The sequence below is a fragment of the Paenibacillus sp. MMS20-IR301 genome (assembly GCF_032302195.1).
In the GTDB taxonomy this organism is placed as follows: domain Bacteria; phylum Bacillota; class Bacilli; order Paenibacillales; family Paenibacillaceae; genus Paenibacillus_AQ.
Map to the genome: position 1 here is coordinate 1335166 of NZ_CP135275.1, position 15624 is coordinate 1350789.

Genomic DNA, 15624 nt, shown 5'->3' on the forward strand with positions numbered 1-15624 from the left:
AGATCTAACCGTTCTGCTGGGCGTTATCGGAATTGTGCTTATGATGATTCTGCCCATCCCGGTCTGGCTGCTGGATGTTCTGTTAATTGTCAACATTTCGATAGCACTGATCATCATCCTGGTTGCGATGAATACGAGAGATGCGCTGCAGTTCTCGATTTTCCCTTCATTGCTCCTGATTACGACACTGTTCCGGCTGGCCCTGAATATCTCTACCACCAAGCTGATTCTTGCTGAAGGGCATGCCGGTGAGGTTGTGGCCACCTTCGGGAGCTGGATTGCCCGGGGACAAATCGCCATCGGGTTCATCGTCTTCCTGATCCTCGTTGTCGTACAGTTCATTGTTATCACCAAAGGCTCTGAGCGCGTTGCCGAGGTTGGCGCACGCTTTACGCTGGATGCAATGCCCGGCAAGCAGATGAGTATTGATGCGGATTTGAATGCGGGGATGATCAATGAGACCCAGGCCCGTGAACGCCGCCGCAACGTGGAGCGCGAAGCGGATTTCTTCGGAGCTATGGACGGTGCGAGTAAGTTCGTCAAAGGGGATGCAATTGCCAGTATTATCATCCTGCTGATCAATCTGATCGGCGGTTTCATTATCGGTATGACGGTTCACGGCTTATCGTTTCAGGATGCCCTTTCCACTTATTCCGTCCTGACGATCGGGGACGGTCTGGTCAGCCAGATTCCGGCACTGCTTATCTCGACTGCATCGGGCCTGATCGTAACCCGGGCAGCCTCGGATGGCAATCTGGCCGAGGATTTGACGGGCCAGCTGCTGTCTTATCCGAAGCTGCTTTACATTGTAGCTGTAACGATTGCCTTCCTCGGCTTCTTTACTCCAATCACGGTAATGTCGACTCTACCGCTTGCTGCACTGATGGCTTACGCTGCCTACAGTATGGGACAGAAGGCCAGTAAACAGCAGATTGCCGAAGAGCAGCTGGTAGAAGAGAAGCAGATTGAAGAGGTACGCAGTCCGGAAAGTGTAATCAATCTGCTGACGGTTGATCCGATCGAATTCGAATTCGGCTACGGTCTGATCCCGCTTGCGGATACCGGACAAGGCGGCGATCTGCTCGACCGAATCATCATGATTCGACGGCAATGTGCACTTGAAATGGGTCTTGTTGTGCCGGTGATTCGCATTCGTGACAATATTCAACTAAAACCGAACGAATATGTCATCAAAATTAAAGGAAATAACGTCGGCGGCGGTGAATTATTACTTAATCACTATCTGGCTATGAGTCCCGGTTACGATGACGAGTCGATTAGCGGAATTGAGACTATCGAACCATCCTTCGGACTTCCTGCACTCTGGATTGATGAGTCTGTGAAAGAACGTGCCGAATTATCGGGTTACACAGTAGTGGATCCGCCGTCTGTTGTAGCTACACATCTGACCGAATTGATCAAGCGTCATGGCCATGAGCTGCTCGGGCGTCAGGAAACGAAACAGCTGGTCGACAATCTCCGGGAGAATTATCCTGTACTGGTGGACGAGCTTATTCCGTCGATTCTTGCCGTCGGGGATATTCAGAAGGTGCTTGGAAAGCTGCTGCGTGAGAAAATCTCCATCCGGGATCTGGTAACCATCTTCGAGACTCTTGCAGATTACGGCACTTATACGAAGGATCCGGATATTCTGACCGAATATGTCCGGCAGTCCCTGTCGAGACAGATTACCCAGCAGTTCTCACAATCGGGGGAAACGCTGCGTGTCATTACAGTAGGGCCAACCCTGGAGAAGAAAATATCTGAAAGTGTCCAGCAGACAGAGCAGGGCAGCTATCTGGCATTAGACCCCGTATCCACGCAAACGGTCTATCAGCGGCTTACCGAGCAGATTAACCGGCTTCTGCAGTCCGGCCAGCAGCCGATCGTGCTGACTTCTCCGACTATCCGGATGTATCTGCGGCAGGTGATTGAACGGACGATGCAGGATATTCCGGTATTGTCCTACAGTGAGCTTGAGCCGAATATTGAAATTCAAAGCGTTGGGGTGGTGAACTTATGAGAGTGAAGCGTTATGTGGTGGATACCATGCCTGACGCTATGCATTCCATCCGCAGCGAGCTTGGTAGCGATGCTGTTATTCTGAGTACTAAAGAGATTAAGGTCGGCGGCTTCATGGGCATGTTTACGAAAAAGAAAATCGAAGTCGTCGCTGCCGTCGAGAACGGGCAGAAGCCGTCAAAAACGGAGCCGGCACCTGCACTGCCGATGAATATTCCGCGCAGCGCCGTTCCGCAGGCTTATCAGAAGGCGGCTTCGGCAGCTGGCGCTGTATCCGCAGCGGCAGCTGTCCCGCAGACACCGGTACACGAGCCTTCCGCAGGCCGGACATTCGCAGAGATTGCCGCCTCGCTTGCTGATCCGCTGGAGCAGGGAGGCGGTGTAGCCGTAATGCCTCCGCTCGTCAAGACTGAACCGGCTGAGCAGGCTTACGCTTCACCGGCAGTGGAGCTGCCACCGTTAATGAAACCGGAGATCAGCAGGACGCAGGTGTCAGCAATCCATGAGCTGCCTGAAGCTGAATCGTCTGCAGGCAGTGAAGCCGGAGGGCTGGAGAGTGATGTGCTCCGTGAAATCAGGGATATGAAGCTCTGGATGGAGCGGATTGCGCGGTATTCATCCGGTGTGGCAGAATTGCCGGATTCACTGGAAGAGCTTAAGCACCGCCTGATAGAGCAGGAGACGGATGCTGTGCTGGTGGATGAATGGATCGGCAATATTCTGGAACGGTACCGGGAAGATGGAAGCGGATGGAACGAATCCCGGTTCGGGGAAGCGCTCAAGGAGCAGCTTGATGAATTTCTGAGCGGCCGGATTGCCGGCGGTATTGCACCGGATACGAAGATCGTATACATTGCCGGACCTACCGGTGTAGGCAAGACGACAACGATTGCCAAGCTGGCAGCGGAGCAGATGTTCAGGCAGGGCCGCAAGGTGGGGCTCATTACCTCGGATACCTACCGGATCTCGGCAGTGGAACAGCTTCGCACCTATGCTTCAATACTGAATATGCCGCTTGAGGTGGTCCAGTCGCCCGGTGATCTGCAGCGGGCGATGTTCCGGCTGGAAGGCTGTGATCTGGTTCTGATGGACACGGCCGGGCGGAACTACCGCAATGAATTGCTGGTAGCAGAGCTGCAGAGCCTGCTGGCCAAGGAGCTGAAAAGTGAAACCTTCCTCGTGCTCAGCCTGACATCCAAAAGCCGTGATATGAAGAAAATTGTCGAGCATTTCGGGCGTTATCAGCTCGACAAGGTTATTTTCACCAAGCTGGATGAAACGGGGAGCTACGGTCCGCTCTTCAATGTTCTTAATGATTATCCGCTAAAGCTCTCTTATATGACTAACGGCCAGAATGTACCGGATGATCTGCTGCTTTCAACTAAGGAACAGGTTAGCGGATTGCTGCTGGGAACAGGTGATGAGTGATGGATCAGGCGCAATCCCTAAGGAGGCTGGTGTCCAGCAAGGATACGAGGCCAGTCCAAAGCAGCGGAGTTTCCGCCCGGATTATTACCGTTTGCAGCGGGAAAGGCGGCGTCGGCAAATCGAATTTCACCCTTAACTTTGCGCTTGCCCTGAAGTCTATGGGACAGCGCGTCCTGCTGTTCGATGCGGATATCGGTATGGCGAACATCGATGTGCTCATGGGTGTAACCGCCAGATATAATCTGTATCATCTGCTTAAACGGGAGGCGGATATCGGACAGATTATTCAGCTGGGACCGGATTCCCTGCCTTTTATCGCAGGCGGCTCTGGCATGGACGAGCTGTTCTCGCTCTCGGAGGGCGATCTGGACTATTTCACCAACCAGATAGCACAAATCGCGGATACGATGGATTTCATTCTGTTTGATACGGGGGCAGGGCTGTCTAAGGAGACTATGAAGTTCATTACCTCTGCTGATGACTGTCTGGTTGTGACTACTCCGGAGCCTACGGCCATTACTGATGCCTACGCGCTGATGAAGGTAGTTCATAATTCGCATCCGGAGGTATCGTTCAAGCTGATTGTCAATCAGGCAGGGGATGAGCGAGAAGCCAGGGCTACCAGTGACAAGATCCGGATGGCCGCCAGCCGCTTTCTGCAGCTGGAACTTCCGTTTCTGGGTTATATCAGCAGTGATGCCCATGTAGTACAGGCAGTAAAGAAACAAATTCCATTCTCAGTGGCTTTTCCGAACAGTACGGCTGCCAAAGATGTGAACCGGCTTGCGCTTAGCTATCTGGCTGCTGATTCAGTAGAAACCACAAAAGTACAAGGCATCAAGGGATTTATCAGCAAGTGGTTGAAACGAAAATAATAAATGTTCTGAATTTGAGGGACAGAGGTGGAACTGCTATGAGGCCATATAAAGTTCTGGTCGTTGATGATTCTGCATTCATGCGGAAGATCATTTCCGACTTAATTGAAAATGATAAGGACTTTCAGGTGACGGCAACGGCGTCTAACGGCCGTGAGGCTATTGAGAAGGTGAATCAGCTTCGTCCGGATCTGGTTACAATGGATGTGGAAATGCCGGAAATGAACGGTCTGGAAGCGCTGAAAGTAATAATGGCCCAGCATCCGCTTCCAGTCATAATGCTGTCAGGGATTAATGAGGAAGGGATGAAGGAAACGATTCTGGCTTTGGAATGGGGGGCTTTCGATTTCATCCGAAAGCCATCCATTTCAAACTCGCAGGATATCATCGCTGTCGGGGAATCCCTCCGGGAACAGATGAAGGAGGCCATGCTGGCACGCGAGCAGCGTGAAGCGCGCGCTACAGCCGTTAAGGCTGCTGAACCGCCAGCCCTGCCGTCTCCTCCGCCTGCACCGCGAAGTATTGCCCAGCCTGTGAAGCGGAAGCTGGAGCAGGCGGGGAAGGAACCGGAACCGCCAAACAAGCCGGTTAAGGGGATGCAGAAGCCGGCAGGCGGATTGCCGCCTGTGCAGGAGCAAAGCAAGAAGGCGGCTGCACAGGCCGGAGAGGTCATTGCTCCGGGGCGTACGGTTAAGCCGGCATCTGCGGTATCAAAGCCTGCTTCCGAGCGCTTCCGCAGCCGCAGCAAGGAGGATTCTGCAGCAGCTTTGTCTGAGAGCCGGCCTGCTCCTGTTGCCGCTGCGGGTTCAGAGCCGCCTGCAGCTCCGGTAAGCCCGTTAAGCGGAAACCGCGGGCTGCGCAAGCTGGTAGCGGTTGGATGCTCTACCGGCGGGCCCAGAGCCCTCAAAGCTTTCCTGGAGAATATTCCCGGTGATTTCCCGGCACCGATTGTTATTGTCCAGCATATGCCGCCTAACTTTACCAAGTCGCTGGCCCAGCGCCTGAACACCTTCAGCGCTCTGGAAGTGGCTGAAGCAGAGCATGGCATGGTGCTGCGGCAGGGGGCTGCGTATATTGCTCCTGGCGGATATCATCTGAAGGTGGCTCAGGCAGCAGGAGGCCAGTACATCATTGAGCTTACCAAGGAGGAGGCCCGCAACGGGCACCGCCCTTCTGTGGATACCCTGTTCGAATCGGTGCTGCAATTAACATCACTTGAACGCCATGCGGTTATAATGACCGGGATGGGCAGTGACGGCGCCCGGATGATGAAGGCACTGTACGACTCGGGCGTAACATCAACCTTTGCTGAAAGTGAAGAGACTTGTGTTGTTTATGGAATGCCGCGTTCTGCGGTGGAATTACAATGTGTGAAACATGTCCTGCCTTTGCCGGAAATAGCGCCAAGGCTGGTCCAAGCGGTTAAATAAAGGAAAAGCGAACTCGAAGGGAAGGTACCCGCTCATGGACATGAACCAATATTTATCCATGTTTATTGATGAGTCAAATGATCATCTGCAGTCATTGAACGAAAGCATGATGGGCCTGGAAGCAAATCCTGAAGATCTCAGTATTGTCCAGGTAATTTTCCGCTCCGCCCATACCCTGAAAGGTATGGCGGCAACAATGGGTTTTGAGGATTTGGCTTCTCTGACACACCAGATGGAAAATGTGCTGGATCTGGTGCGCAACAATAAGCTGCGGATGCAGGATTTCATCTTTGACACCCTGTTCAAGAGCCTTGACGCTCTGGAGTCCATGGTCGAGAATATCACCGGCGGCGGCGACGGCAAAGCTGATGTCTTTGCAATTGTAGCTGCACTTCAGGCGATTGTCCGCGGTGAAATTCCGGCTGCCGGAGGGGCGGCTGCTGAAGTTACAGCGGCTAAACCCGGGAACACCACAGATGCACAGGTATACCTGGATGAATTCCAGTACTCGGTGCTGGAGCAGTCACTGCAGGAGGGGCATCAGGTACTATATGTGGATGTCGCCATCCGCAAGGATTGTCAGCTCAAGGCAGTGCGGGCATACATGGTCTTTGATCTGCTGGAGCGTTCAGGAGAAGTCGTCAAGTCCTTCCCTTCGGTTCAGGACATAGAGCAGGAGAAATTCGATTACGGCTTCTCCCTCTATTACATAACCCAAAAGGATGCAAGCGAAATTCAGAAGATGATTCTGAATTTGTCGGAGATTGACCAGGTAACAGCCGTTGCCCTGGATCAGGAATCCCTGCGCCAGATGGGACAGGAGAGCATTGCGGCAACAGCTGAGGCGCCAGCCCCTGCACCTGCGCAGGAAGCAGCTCCGCAAGCCTCGAATGCTTCGCCGGCCGCACCGGTCCAGAAAGAGGAGAATGGCAAAGCAGCTCCGGCTAGAACGGGCGGAGCTCCGACTCCTTCACGGACTATCCGTGTCGATATTGAACGGCTGGATGTACTGATGAATCTGTTCAGTGAGCTGCTGATTGACCGGGTCCGCCTGGAGCAGCTTGCTTCCGAAGTGCAGAACGGGGATCTTACCGAAACGGTTGAGCATATGGGCCGGGTCAGCGGTGATCTGCAGAACATCGTCATGAAGCTGCGGATGGTGCCGGTAGACACTGTGTTTAACCGGTTCCCGCGGATGATCCGCGACCTGGCTAAATCGCTGGACAAGAAGGTTGACCTTATCATCACCGGTGCGGATACCGAGCTTGACCGTACCGTTATTGATGAGATCGGTGATCCGCTGGTGCATCTGCTGCGCAATGCGGTCGACCACGGAATTGAGTCTATTGCTGACCGCGTGGCTGCCGGCAAACCGGAGACAGGAACAGTCCATCTGCGGGCGTTCCACAGCGGTAACCATGTCTTCATTGAGATTGAAGAGGACGGCGTGGGGATCTATCCGAAGAAGGTGCTCAAGTCAGCCGTGAAGAAAGGCGCTATCACCCAGGAGCAGGCAAACTCCATGTCCGACGATGAGGCTTATCAGCTCCTCTTTGCTCCAGGCTTCAGCACAGCGGAAGTGATCTCGGATGTCTCGGGCCGCGGTGTGGGTCTCGACGTGGTAAAGGCTAAGATTTCTTCACTGGGCGGGAATGTCACTATTTACTCGACTCCGGGTAAAGGCACAAACTTCTCCGTTCAGCTGCCGCTGACTCTGTCCATCATCGCTGCGATGCTGGTCCGCCTGGGTTCTGAGAAGTATGCGATTCCGCTGTCTTCGATCGTAGAGACCGGGATTGTGAAGCAATCCCAGATCCGCACCATTCACGGCAACAAAATGCTGGAATTCCGGGGCAGCCATATTCCGCTGGTATCCCTCAGCAAGATCTTCTCCATTCCGGATTATGATGAAAGCACGGAAGAGGAGACAGAGATTGTAGTTGTCCGCAAGGGAGAACGTCTGGTTGCCCTGGCGGTACAGGATTTTATCGGCCAAAATGAGATTGTTATCAAGAATCTGGGCAAGTATCTGCCGGAGGTGCAAGGGATTTCAGGGGCCACCATTCTCGGTGACGGACAAGTCGCACTTATTATTGATCCGAACGCTTTCATAAAATAATCAGGATAGAACAGGGAGGTTCATTCCATGGCTGAAGATATCAAAGTGATAGTATTTAAGCTTGGTACTGAAGAATACGGCATTGAGGTGGAGAAGGTCCAGACCATCGAGCGCATGATGCCGATTACCCGTGTACCTAAGACTTATTCGTTCATCAAAGGTGTAATCAATCTGCGTGGTGTGGTCATTCCGGTTATTGATCTGCGCGGCCGCTTCGGCATTGAGGAAGCGGAGCATACAGATCAGACCCGGGTAATCATTGTGAATGTGAACGCGATGGAAGTCGGCTTCATTGTTGATTCTGCGAATGATGTCATTGATTTGAACCGTGATATCATCGATACACCGCCGGATGTTGTGGGCGGAATCAAAGCGAAGTACCTTGACGGGGTGGCCAAAATTGGAGATGACCGACTGCTGATTATGCTTAATCTGGCTGAGGTGCTTAATAAGGGTGAAATCGTGCAGCTGGAAGGCCTGGAGGGCTAACCAGTGGAGCTATTCAAAAACTTCAAGGATTTCAAAATGGATGTGCTGAAGGAAGTCGGGAATATTGGAGCCGGCAACGCCGCCACCGCGTTGTCACAGCTGCTGAATAAACCGATTGATATGGCTGTTCCGAAGGTGCAGCTGCTCAGCTTTGAGGAGATTACAGATAAGGTTGGCGGTGCCGAAGAGCTGGTCTATGCCGTATTCCTGCGTGTTGAGGGTGAAGCTCCGGGTAACCTGTTCTTCATTCTCACTCCGGAAGCAGCTACGAATCTGCTCGGCCGGATTGCAGGAATTGAGGTGTCCGGCGGTGACGAGCTCAGTGAAATGGAGCTTTCCGCACTCAGTGAGATCGGCAATATTCTTGCCGGATCGTATCTCTCTTCACTGGCTGATTTCACCTCGCTGTCCATGTTTCCGACTGTACCTGCGCTTGCCATGGATATGGCAGGAGCCATTCTTGGCTACGGGCTGCTGCAGTTCGGCCAAATGGGTGATGATGCCCTGCTGATTGATACAACCTTCCTGGAAGGGCAAAATGAAATTGAAGGGCAATTTTTCCTAATTCCCGATCCGGAATCTTTCCCAAAAATATTCAAGGCACTGGGAGTACCGTTTGATAATGATTGAAGAACAGAGCATCATTAAAGTAGGTATGGCGGATCTTAATGTAGGCAGCCAGGACAGTCTGATCCGTACGACGGGTCTTGGCTCCTGCGTTGGTATTACAATGTTTGATCCCGGCAAAAAGCTGGCAGGCATGGCGCATGTAATGCTGCCCTCGTCTGACATAGCCCGGGAAGGACAGATGAATATTGCCAAATTTTCCGACACCGCTGTACCTGAGCTTTTATCCCGCCTGCTGGCGCTGGGGGCGGTCCGGAGCCGGATCGTAGCCAAGATGGCCGGCGGCTCACAGATGTTTGCTTTTGCCGGGGGAAGTGACACCATGAGGATCGGGCCTCGTAATGTGGAATCCTGCAAGCTAGCTCTGGAATCACTGAATATTCCGTTAATTGCGGAAGATACGGGCGGCAACTATGGGCGTACGATAGAAATCTCCTGCAGCACGGGAGTTCTCTTTATCCGCAGCGTTCAAAAAGGCCCGAAGGAAATATAGCCATGAGCCGGAAACTAATGCTAAATACATTGTTCGGGATGATTGGATTTCTATTTACGTTTTTAACTAATTACGGGCATAATTTAATTGGAACGAGCCTGATTCGGGGGATCTTCGGATTTATTATCTGGTTTGTGCTTGCTTTTATTCTGAGATGGGTATTGGGTTCTATTGCAGGTAAATCCCCTGAGCCGGATATTGAAGCGGATAACGAGGATGACGGGGAACGGCTTGGCGCGAGGCTCGATATCCAGACACCGGATGAGGATCAGGAGCTGAAGAGCCTGCTGACACCGAAACGGGAAGCGGGAAGCGATGAAAATGAAGGCTTCACACCGCTGCAGCCTCCGAAGCTGGTCACCATGAAAGATCCTGAAGAATTGGCCAAGGCCGTTCGTCACCTGAAAGAAGAATAAGCGAGTACTGCGGCGAAAGTCCGTTATCTTGCGCCGCATGTGACCCGCTAACTAACTTTGGGAAGGGTGAAAGCCGTTGAACGAGCAAAGAGCTTCTCAACCAGATACAGACAGGCTTTGGGAACAGTGGAAAGAGCACGGCGATCCTGAAGCCAAAAAAAAGCTGATTGAAAGTTATCTTCATATTGTAGATTACGTATCCAGCCGTCTGGCAGTAGGACTGCCCAAAAATGTCTCCAAGGATGACTTGGCCAGCAATGGTGTGATGGGATTGATTGATGCCATTGAGAAATTCGACTATAAGCGGGGACTGCAATTTCAGACCTATGCTTCCTGGCGGGTAAGAGGAGCGATTCTCGATTCTTTACGGCAAAGTGACTGGGTCCCCAGATCGGTGCGGGAAAAAGCAAAAAAAATCGAGGATGCCTACCAGCAGCTGGAACAGAAATATTTGAGATCTGTCAGTGACGAAGAGATGAGCCGGTATTTGAATATCTCCGAACCGGAGTTTCAGACGATGCTGCAGGATGTTGCGGTGATGTCGCTCTGCTCACTGGAAGACCCCATCCGTGAGGAAGAATCAGAGACCCGGATGTCGATTTTGGTGGATGATAAAGCCAAAAATCCGGACCGGAAGGTAAATGAATTTTATTTGCGCGATACGCTTACCAAAGGCATCGAGAAATTAACAGTGAAAGAACGGACCGTCGTGTCCCTTTTATATTATGAGGATTTATCGTTAAGCGAGATTGCTGAAGTAATGTCACTATCTCCTTCACGGATTTCCCAGCTTCATTCAAAGGCAATTTTGCGGCTGAGGGGAACACTGGAGAAAAACCGGGACCTTCTTATGCAAAATGATTAACCGGGCGGCGGTGACAAGGGGGAGCGGAAATGATCGGTCAATATGTGTTGAGCCAATACCTGAGTATTACGTTTTCGGATGATTTAGGGATTGCTTATCTCCAGTTTATTAAGAAGGATGAGAATTTCTCGTGTTCAGTTGAAGATCTTGAAAGCTTCCTGTTCAGTCACAACATTCGTTTCGGCATCCAGCGTGACATTGTCCAGCGTATTAGCAGCAATCCGGAGGAGTATTTCTGGAACCGGGTTCCAATTGCCATCGGCCAGCCTGCGATAAACGGGAAGGACGGGCGGGTGGCGATGACCATTGACCTGGAGGAAGACCGTAAGCCGCTGGAGAAGGAAAACGGTAAGGTCGATTATAAGGAGCTAGTCCGGCTGCACAATGTAATGAAGGGCCAGCTGATTGCGAGGCTGATCCCGGCAGATAAGGGTGTCAGCGGGAAGACGGTGACCGGAGTCGAAATGGCTCCCAGAGCAGGGAAGGACGCCCATTTCAAAGTAGGGAAAAACGTGCTTATCGACCAGGATGAGACTTCCATGTACGCGGCGATTGACGGTTTGGTTACGCTGACAGACAAGGGCAAGATCAATGTTTTTCCTGTCTATGAAGTGAACGGGGATATAGATTACAGTACAGGCAATATTGACTTTGTCGGTACGGTAGTTATCCGCGGCAATGTGCTTACCGGCTTTACAGTCAAATCAGCAGGGGATATCCGTGTCGTTGGCGGAGTAGAAGGGGCTGAGCTGATTGCAGGCGGTTCCATTGAGATCACAGGCGGAATTATCGGCTATAACAAGGGGCTTGTGACTGCGGGCAAGAATGTGAAGGTCTCGTTCATTCAGGATGGCAATGTGGTAGCCGGAGAAGATGTTATCGTCTCACAGAGCATTATGCACTCGAATATCCGTGCCGGCCGTGACGTGCTCTGCAACGGTTCAAAAGGACTGATTGTTGGCGGTACCGTGCAGGCGGGTGAACGTGTTGTTGCCCGGACAATCGGTAATACAATGTCGACAGCTACGGCGATTGAGGTGGGTGTTGTCCCTGAGCTGAGAAATGAGATTAATGAGCTGCGGCAGGAGCTGCGCCAGCTTTTGGAGAATGAAGACAAAACCAACAAAGCCTTATACCTTCTTAATCAGCTCGCGAACAACGGTCAGCTCTCCCCGGACAAGGTGGCTCTGCGCGTAAAGCTTAATGCAACGAAGCAATCCCATATACGCGAGGAAAAGAGGATCAAAGAGCGTGTACTTGAGATCGAACGGATGCTCGAGGATACCGGCAAGGCAAGGGTCGATGTAATCAAAACGATTTACGGCGGCTCCAAGATCGTAATCGGCCGGTACACCCGGTTCGTTAAGGATCCGACGGAGCGGGTTTCCTTCATCTACAGTGAAGGGGATATCACCCTGTCGCCGTACATTTAAACAGGCGGGCAGCGGAAGCGGCCTGCCATTCCTTGATTCTGGATTGATTATGGGGAGGAGAGGGAGCTTATGAGTCTGAAACCGGTGGAACTGCAAATTGCCTTACCCCGGACACATGAAGCCGGGAAAGTCCAGAACAGTCTGCAACATCGCCCTGCACTCGACCAGCAGCAACTAGCCGGCCTGAATGTCAAGCACAGCCAGGAGATTGCCATGCGGAGCAGTGAGGTGGATGAATCGGCGGAATCAGCCCTGCGAGACGGCGGCAAGGGGAATTCTCCGGAGGGTCATGCGCAGAAGCATAAGCCGCGCAAGCAGGACAACGCTCACGATGCTGAACATCCCTTCAAGGGGCACCGTATAGATCTCAGTCTTTAAGCATGCATGCTGACACGAAATGAAAGACATAAGCTACACTTGAAATGATTATTAAAGGGGATCAGATATTTGGAACCATGGGTATATATTGTGCTGGTGGGTGCAGTTGCTATCGTTTATGCCCTGAGGCTGCCGGCGAAGACGCATAAAGAGGATTCGGATGAAAAGAAGAGCCTGAAGGAGACAGAAGCGGTACTTGAGCTCTACATGGCCGACATTGAGCATGAGAACACAGAGCTGCTGCAGCTCGTCGGCGGCATCAAAGCACAGTCACAAAGTAATAAAGCGGCCTTGCAGGAGGAGATCGGCGGGCTGCGGGAGCAGGTGAATGAGCTGCAGAAGACGCTGCTGCTCCTGGATGCCCGGCTGACAGCGGAAGAAAAGGGGCTGCTGCAGCTATCGTCAGCCTTTGGCAGCCGTGAAGCTTCTGCTGCCCGCACTGCAGCTGCTGCACCAGACGCAGCTTCAGCAGCAGAAGAGATTCCGCAGGCCAAGCCGAAGCCTGTCAGCTCCATCAGGCTGCGGTATCCGCGGCTGTTCGAGCTGCATGAGCAGGGTAAATCAATTGATTCAATCGCGAAGACCGCAGGCCTGCAGCGTGGTGAAGTCCAGCTGATTCTGCAGCTCGCCCACCAGGAGGAATCGGTATGATCAGGAACCGTTACTTCATGCTTGGACTTGGAGCAGGACTCATTGCCGGCGCTCTGCTCCTGCAGCTGATGTTCTCCGCACGGGTAGCACCGCTGACCAAGGAGGAGCTGATCCGCGAGGCGGCCAGATTGAATCTGACCGTTACGGACCCGGCGGATACGGCTGCTGGCGAAGCAACACCTGCACCGGAGGGCGGAACAACGGATGAACCAGCTCAAGCAGCCGGGCAGACCCCGGCGCCGGAAGCTACAGCAGCTCCGTCCCCGGCTCCTGCAGTCCCGCCGGAAGCTGCTGCAGAACCAAGTGCTGCAGTTACGCCTCTCAAGCCGTCAGCGCCTTCTCAGCCGCAGAATGAAGCCGCGGATACAGGCACTGCAGCTCCGGCAAATCCGGAGGCTCCTGCAGTCAGTGTAAATGATGCCATTTCCGTCCGTATTCCGACAGGGATTACGCTCTCCCAGACCGCTGACCTGCTGGCGGAGGCAGGGGTGATTCAGGATAAGACGAAATTTCTGCAGGCGGCCGTCAGCCGCAAAGCTAATAAGATTATCCAGTACGGCAGTTACAGCTTTGCTAAAGGGGAAAGTATTGACTCCATTATTGATAAGCTGATAACGGTAAAGAAATAAGTTCTTTTGCATAAGCAAATATAAATTCGCAGCAGTCGTTGCATAGATTGTTTTAATATGGTATAGTAATTGACGGTGTTAAAACACACGCCGGTTGATTTCGACAAGAGGTGCTTTCTTCTGAAGAAAGTCTTGTAGAAAGATGACACGCGGCGGAGGAGACACACAATAAACCAATATTAGGAGGTGTGTGAAGATGGCAGTAATCTCCATGAAACAGCTTCTCGAAGCTGGGGTACACTTCGGTCACCAGACTCGTCGCTGGAACCCTAAGATGGATCGTTATATCTTCACTGAAAGAAACGGAATTTACATTATTGACCTGCAGAAAACAGTCAAAAAGGTAGAGGAAGCTTACAACTTTGTTAAGAGCGTCGCTGGCGACAACGGCACTATCCTCTTCGTAGGAACAAAGAAACAAGCACAAGACTCTGTTAAAGAAGAAGCTGAACGTTCGGGCATGTTCTTCATTAACCAACGTTGGCTGGGTGGTACCCTGACTAACTTCCAGACAATTCAGAAGCGTATTGACCGCCTGAAGAAATTGGAAGCTTGGGAAGAAGACGGTACCTTCGCAGTATTGCCTAAGAAAGAAGTTATCCTTCTCCGCAAAGAGAAAGATCGTCTTGAGAAATTCCTGGGCGGTATCAAGAACATGAAAGGTCTTCCAAGCGCGCTGTTCATCATCGACCCGCGTAAAGAGCGTATTGCAGTAGCAGAAGCTCGCAAATTGGGTATTCCAATCGTAGCTATCGTTGATACTAACTGCGATCCGGACGAAATCGACTACGTAATTCCAGGTAACGACGACGCTATCCGCGCTGTAAAACTGTTGACTGGTAAAATGGCTGACGCTGTTGTTGAAGCTCATCAGGGCGAAGACACAACTACTGCCTAAGTAGTCTCCAAAACATACACAAGAACTTAAATGAAAAGGGTGGTTGGCAGGTGGATAACCTCTCACTGCCCTTTTTTTAGGATAATGGGCCCCGTGCTCGCATAAGACAACGACAATTATCTGGAGGGAATAACAATGGCAGTAGATGCAAAAGCAGTAAAGGAACTTCGTGAAAGAACAGGCGCAGGTATGCTTGACTGCAAAAAAGCGCTGGAAGAAGCGAATAACGATATTACCAAAGCAGCAGAATTGCTTCGTGAAAAAGGCTTGTCTGCAGCAGCTAACAAAGCTGGACGTATCGCTACTGAAGGTACTATTGAATCTTACATTCACGCTGGCGGCCGTATCGGCGTTCTGGTGGAAATCAACTGCGAAACTGACTTCGTAGGTAAAACTGATTCCTTCAAAGAATTCGCACGTGATATCGCAATGCAAATCGCAGCAGCTAGCCCGCTGTATGTACGCCGTGAAGAAGTACCGACTGCAGATCTGGAAAAAGAAAAAGAAATCCTTAAGGCTCAAGCGCTGAATGAAGGCAAGCCAGAGAAAATCGTTGAAAAAATGGTAGAAGGCCGCATCAGCAAGTTCTACGAAGAAAATTGCCTGCTTGAGCAGTCTTTCGTTAAAGACCCGGATAAGACGATCTCCCAATTGCTGAATGAAAAGATCAGCACGATCGGTGAAAACATCTCCATCCGCCGTTTCGTGCGCTACGAGCTGGGTGAAGGCCTCGAGAAGAAAGTCGACAATTTCGTTGAAGAAGTAATGGCTCAGGTTAACCAATAATAGCTTTGTAACAATAAAGGTCAAGAACTGAATAAAGGCAAGCATCAAAAGAGCGGAACACATCCAAGTAGTGTTCCGTCTTTTG

The 15624-nt window shown here is 51.7% G+C and carries 16 protein-coding genes; all 16 read left to right on the top strand.

Translation table 11 applies throughout. The annotated features are described in order from the left end of the window. Window positions 1-40 precede the first annotated feature (40 nt). Window positions 41-2023 (top strand): flagellar biosynthesis protein FlhA, encoded by a 1983-nt coding sequence (gene flhA / locus LOS79_RS05890; protein ID WP_397386777.1) that lies wholly within the window; start codon window positions 41-43, stop codon window positions 2021-2023. Next, the gene (flhF, locus tag LOS79_RS05895) at window positions 2020-3450 is read left to right on the top strand and encodes a flagellar biosynthesis GTPase FlhF (protein WP_315416986.1); all 1431 of its coding nucleotides are present in this window, start codon (window positions 2020-2022) and stop codon (window positions 3448-3450) included. The genes flhA and flhF overlap by 4 nt, the downstream gene beginning before the upstream one ends. After that, window positions 3447-4325 (top strand): MinD/ParA family protein, encoded by an 879-nt coding sequence (locus tag LOS79_RS05900; RefSeq protein ID WP_315416988.1) that lies wholly within the window; start codon window positions 3447-3449, stop codon window positions 4323-4325. Before flhF ends, LOS79_RS05900 begins: the two co-directional genes overlap by 4 nt. Before the next feature lie 38 nt (window positions 4326-4363). After that, a complete protein-coding gene (cheB, locus tag LOS79_RS05905; RefSeq protein WP_315416990.1) occupies window positions 4364-5755 on the top strand; it encodes a protein-glutamate methylesterase/protein-glutamine glutaminase in 1392 nt (463 codons plus the stop codon). 34 nt (window positions 5756-5789) lie between these two features. Next, window positions 5790-7874, top strand: a complete 2085-nt coding sequence (locus LOS79_RS05910; protein WP_315416992.1) for a chemotaxis protein CheW — start codon at window positions 5790-5792, stop codon at window positions 7872-7874. A gap of 27 nt (window positions 7875-7901) precedes the next feature. Continuing rightward, window positions 7902-8363, top strand: a complete 462-nt coding sequence (locus LOS79_RS05915; RefSeq protein ID WP_315416993.1) for a chemotaxis protein CheW — start codon at window positions 7902-7904, stop codon at window positions 8361-8363. Window positions 8364-8399: 36 nt separating this feature from the next. After that, window positions 8400-8993 carry a chemotaxis protein CheC gene (locus tag LOS79_RS05920; protein WP_397386778.1) on the top strand — a complete coding sequence of 198 codons (594 nt, stop codon included), beginning with the start codon at window positions 8400-8402 and terminating at the stop codon, window positions 8991-8993. Then, window positions 8986-9483: a chemotaxis protein CheD gene (locus tag LOS79_RS05925; RefSeq protein WP_315416995.1), complete on the top strand. Its 498-nt coding sequence runs from the start codon at window positions 8986-8988 to the stop codon at window positions 9481-9483. Before LOS79_RS05920 ends, LOS79_RS05925 begins: the two co-directional genes overlap by 8 nt. A 2-nt stretch (window positions 9484-9485) precedes the next feature. Next, on the top strand, window positions 9486-9899 hold the full coding sequence (locus LOS79_RS05930) for a hypothetical protein (RefSeq protein ID WP_315416996.1): 414 nt from the start codon (window positions 9486-9488) through the stop codon (window positions 9897-9899). A 76-nt stretch (window positions 9900-9975) separates the two neighbouring features. Beyond that, the gene (locus tag LOS79_RS05935; protein WP_315416997.1) at window positions 9976-10764 is read left to right on the top strand and encodes a FliA/WhiG family RNA polymerase sigma factor; all 789 of its coding nucleotides are present in this window, start codon (window positions 9976-9978) and stop codon (window positions 10762-10764) included. A 29-nt stretch (window positions 10765-10793) separates the two neighbouring features. Further along, the gene (locus LOS79_RS05940; protein ID WP_315416999.1) at window positions 10794-12197 is read left to right on the top strand and encodes a flagellar assembly protein A; all 1404 of its coding nucleotides are present in this window, start codon (window positions 10794-10796) and stop codon (window positions 12195-12197) included. Between the two features lie 69 nt (window positions 12198-12266). After that, window positions 12267-12575 (top strand): hypothetical protein, encoded by a 309-nt coding sequence (locus LOS79_RS05945; RefSeq protein WP_315417000.1) that lies wholly within the window; start codon window positions 12267-12269, stop codon window positions 12573-12575. Between the two features lie 69 nt (window positions 12576-12644). Beyond that, a complete protein-coding gene (locus LOS79_RS05950) occupies window positions 12645-13226 on the top strand; it encodes a hypothetical protein (RefSeq protein WP_315417001.1) in 582 nt (193 codons plus the stop codon). Then, window positions 13223-13855, top strand: a complete 633-nt coding sequence (locus LOS79_RS05955; protein WP_315417002.1) for a hypothetical protein — start codon at window positions 13223-13225, stop codon at window positions 13853-13855. The genes LOS79_RS05950 and LOS79_RS05955 overlap by 4 nt, the downstream gene beginning before the upstream one ends. Window positions 13856-14051: 196 nt before the next feature. Next, entirely contained in the window at window positions 14052-14753 is a 702-nt protein-coding gene (rpsB, locus tag LOS79_RS05960) for a 30S ribosomal protein S2 (RefSeq protein WP_036692565.1), read from the top strand. A gap of 135 nt (window positions 14754-14888) precedes the next feature. Beyond that, a complete protein-coding gene (gene tsf / locus LOS79_RS05965) occupies window positions 14889-15539 on the top strand; it encodes a translation elongation factor Ts (RefSeq protein ID WP_315417004.1) in 651 nt (216 codons plus the stop codon). The last annotated feature ends 85 nt before the right edge of the window (window positions 15540-15624 follow it).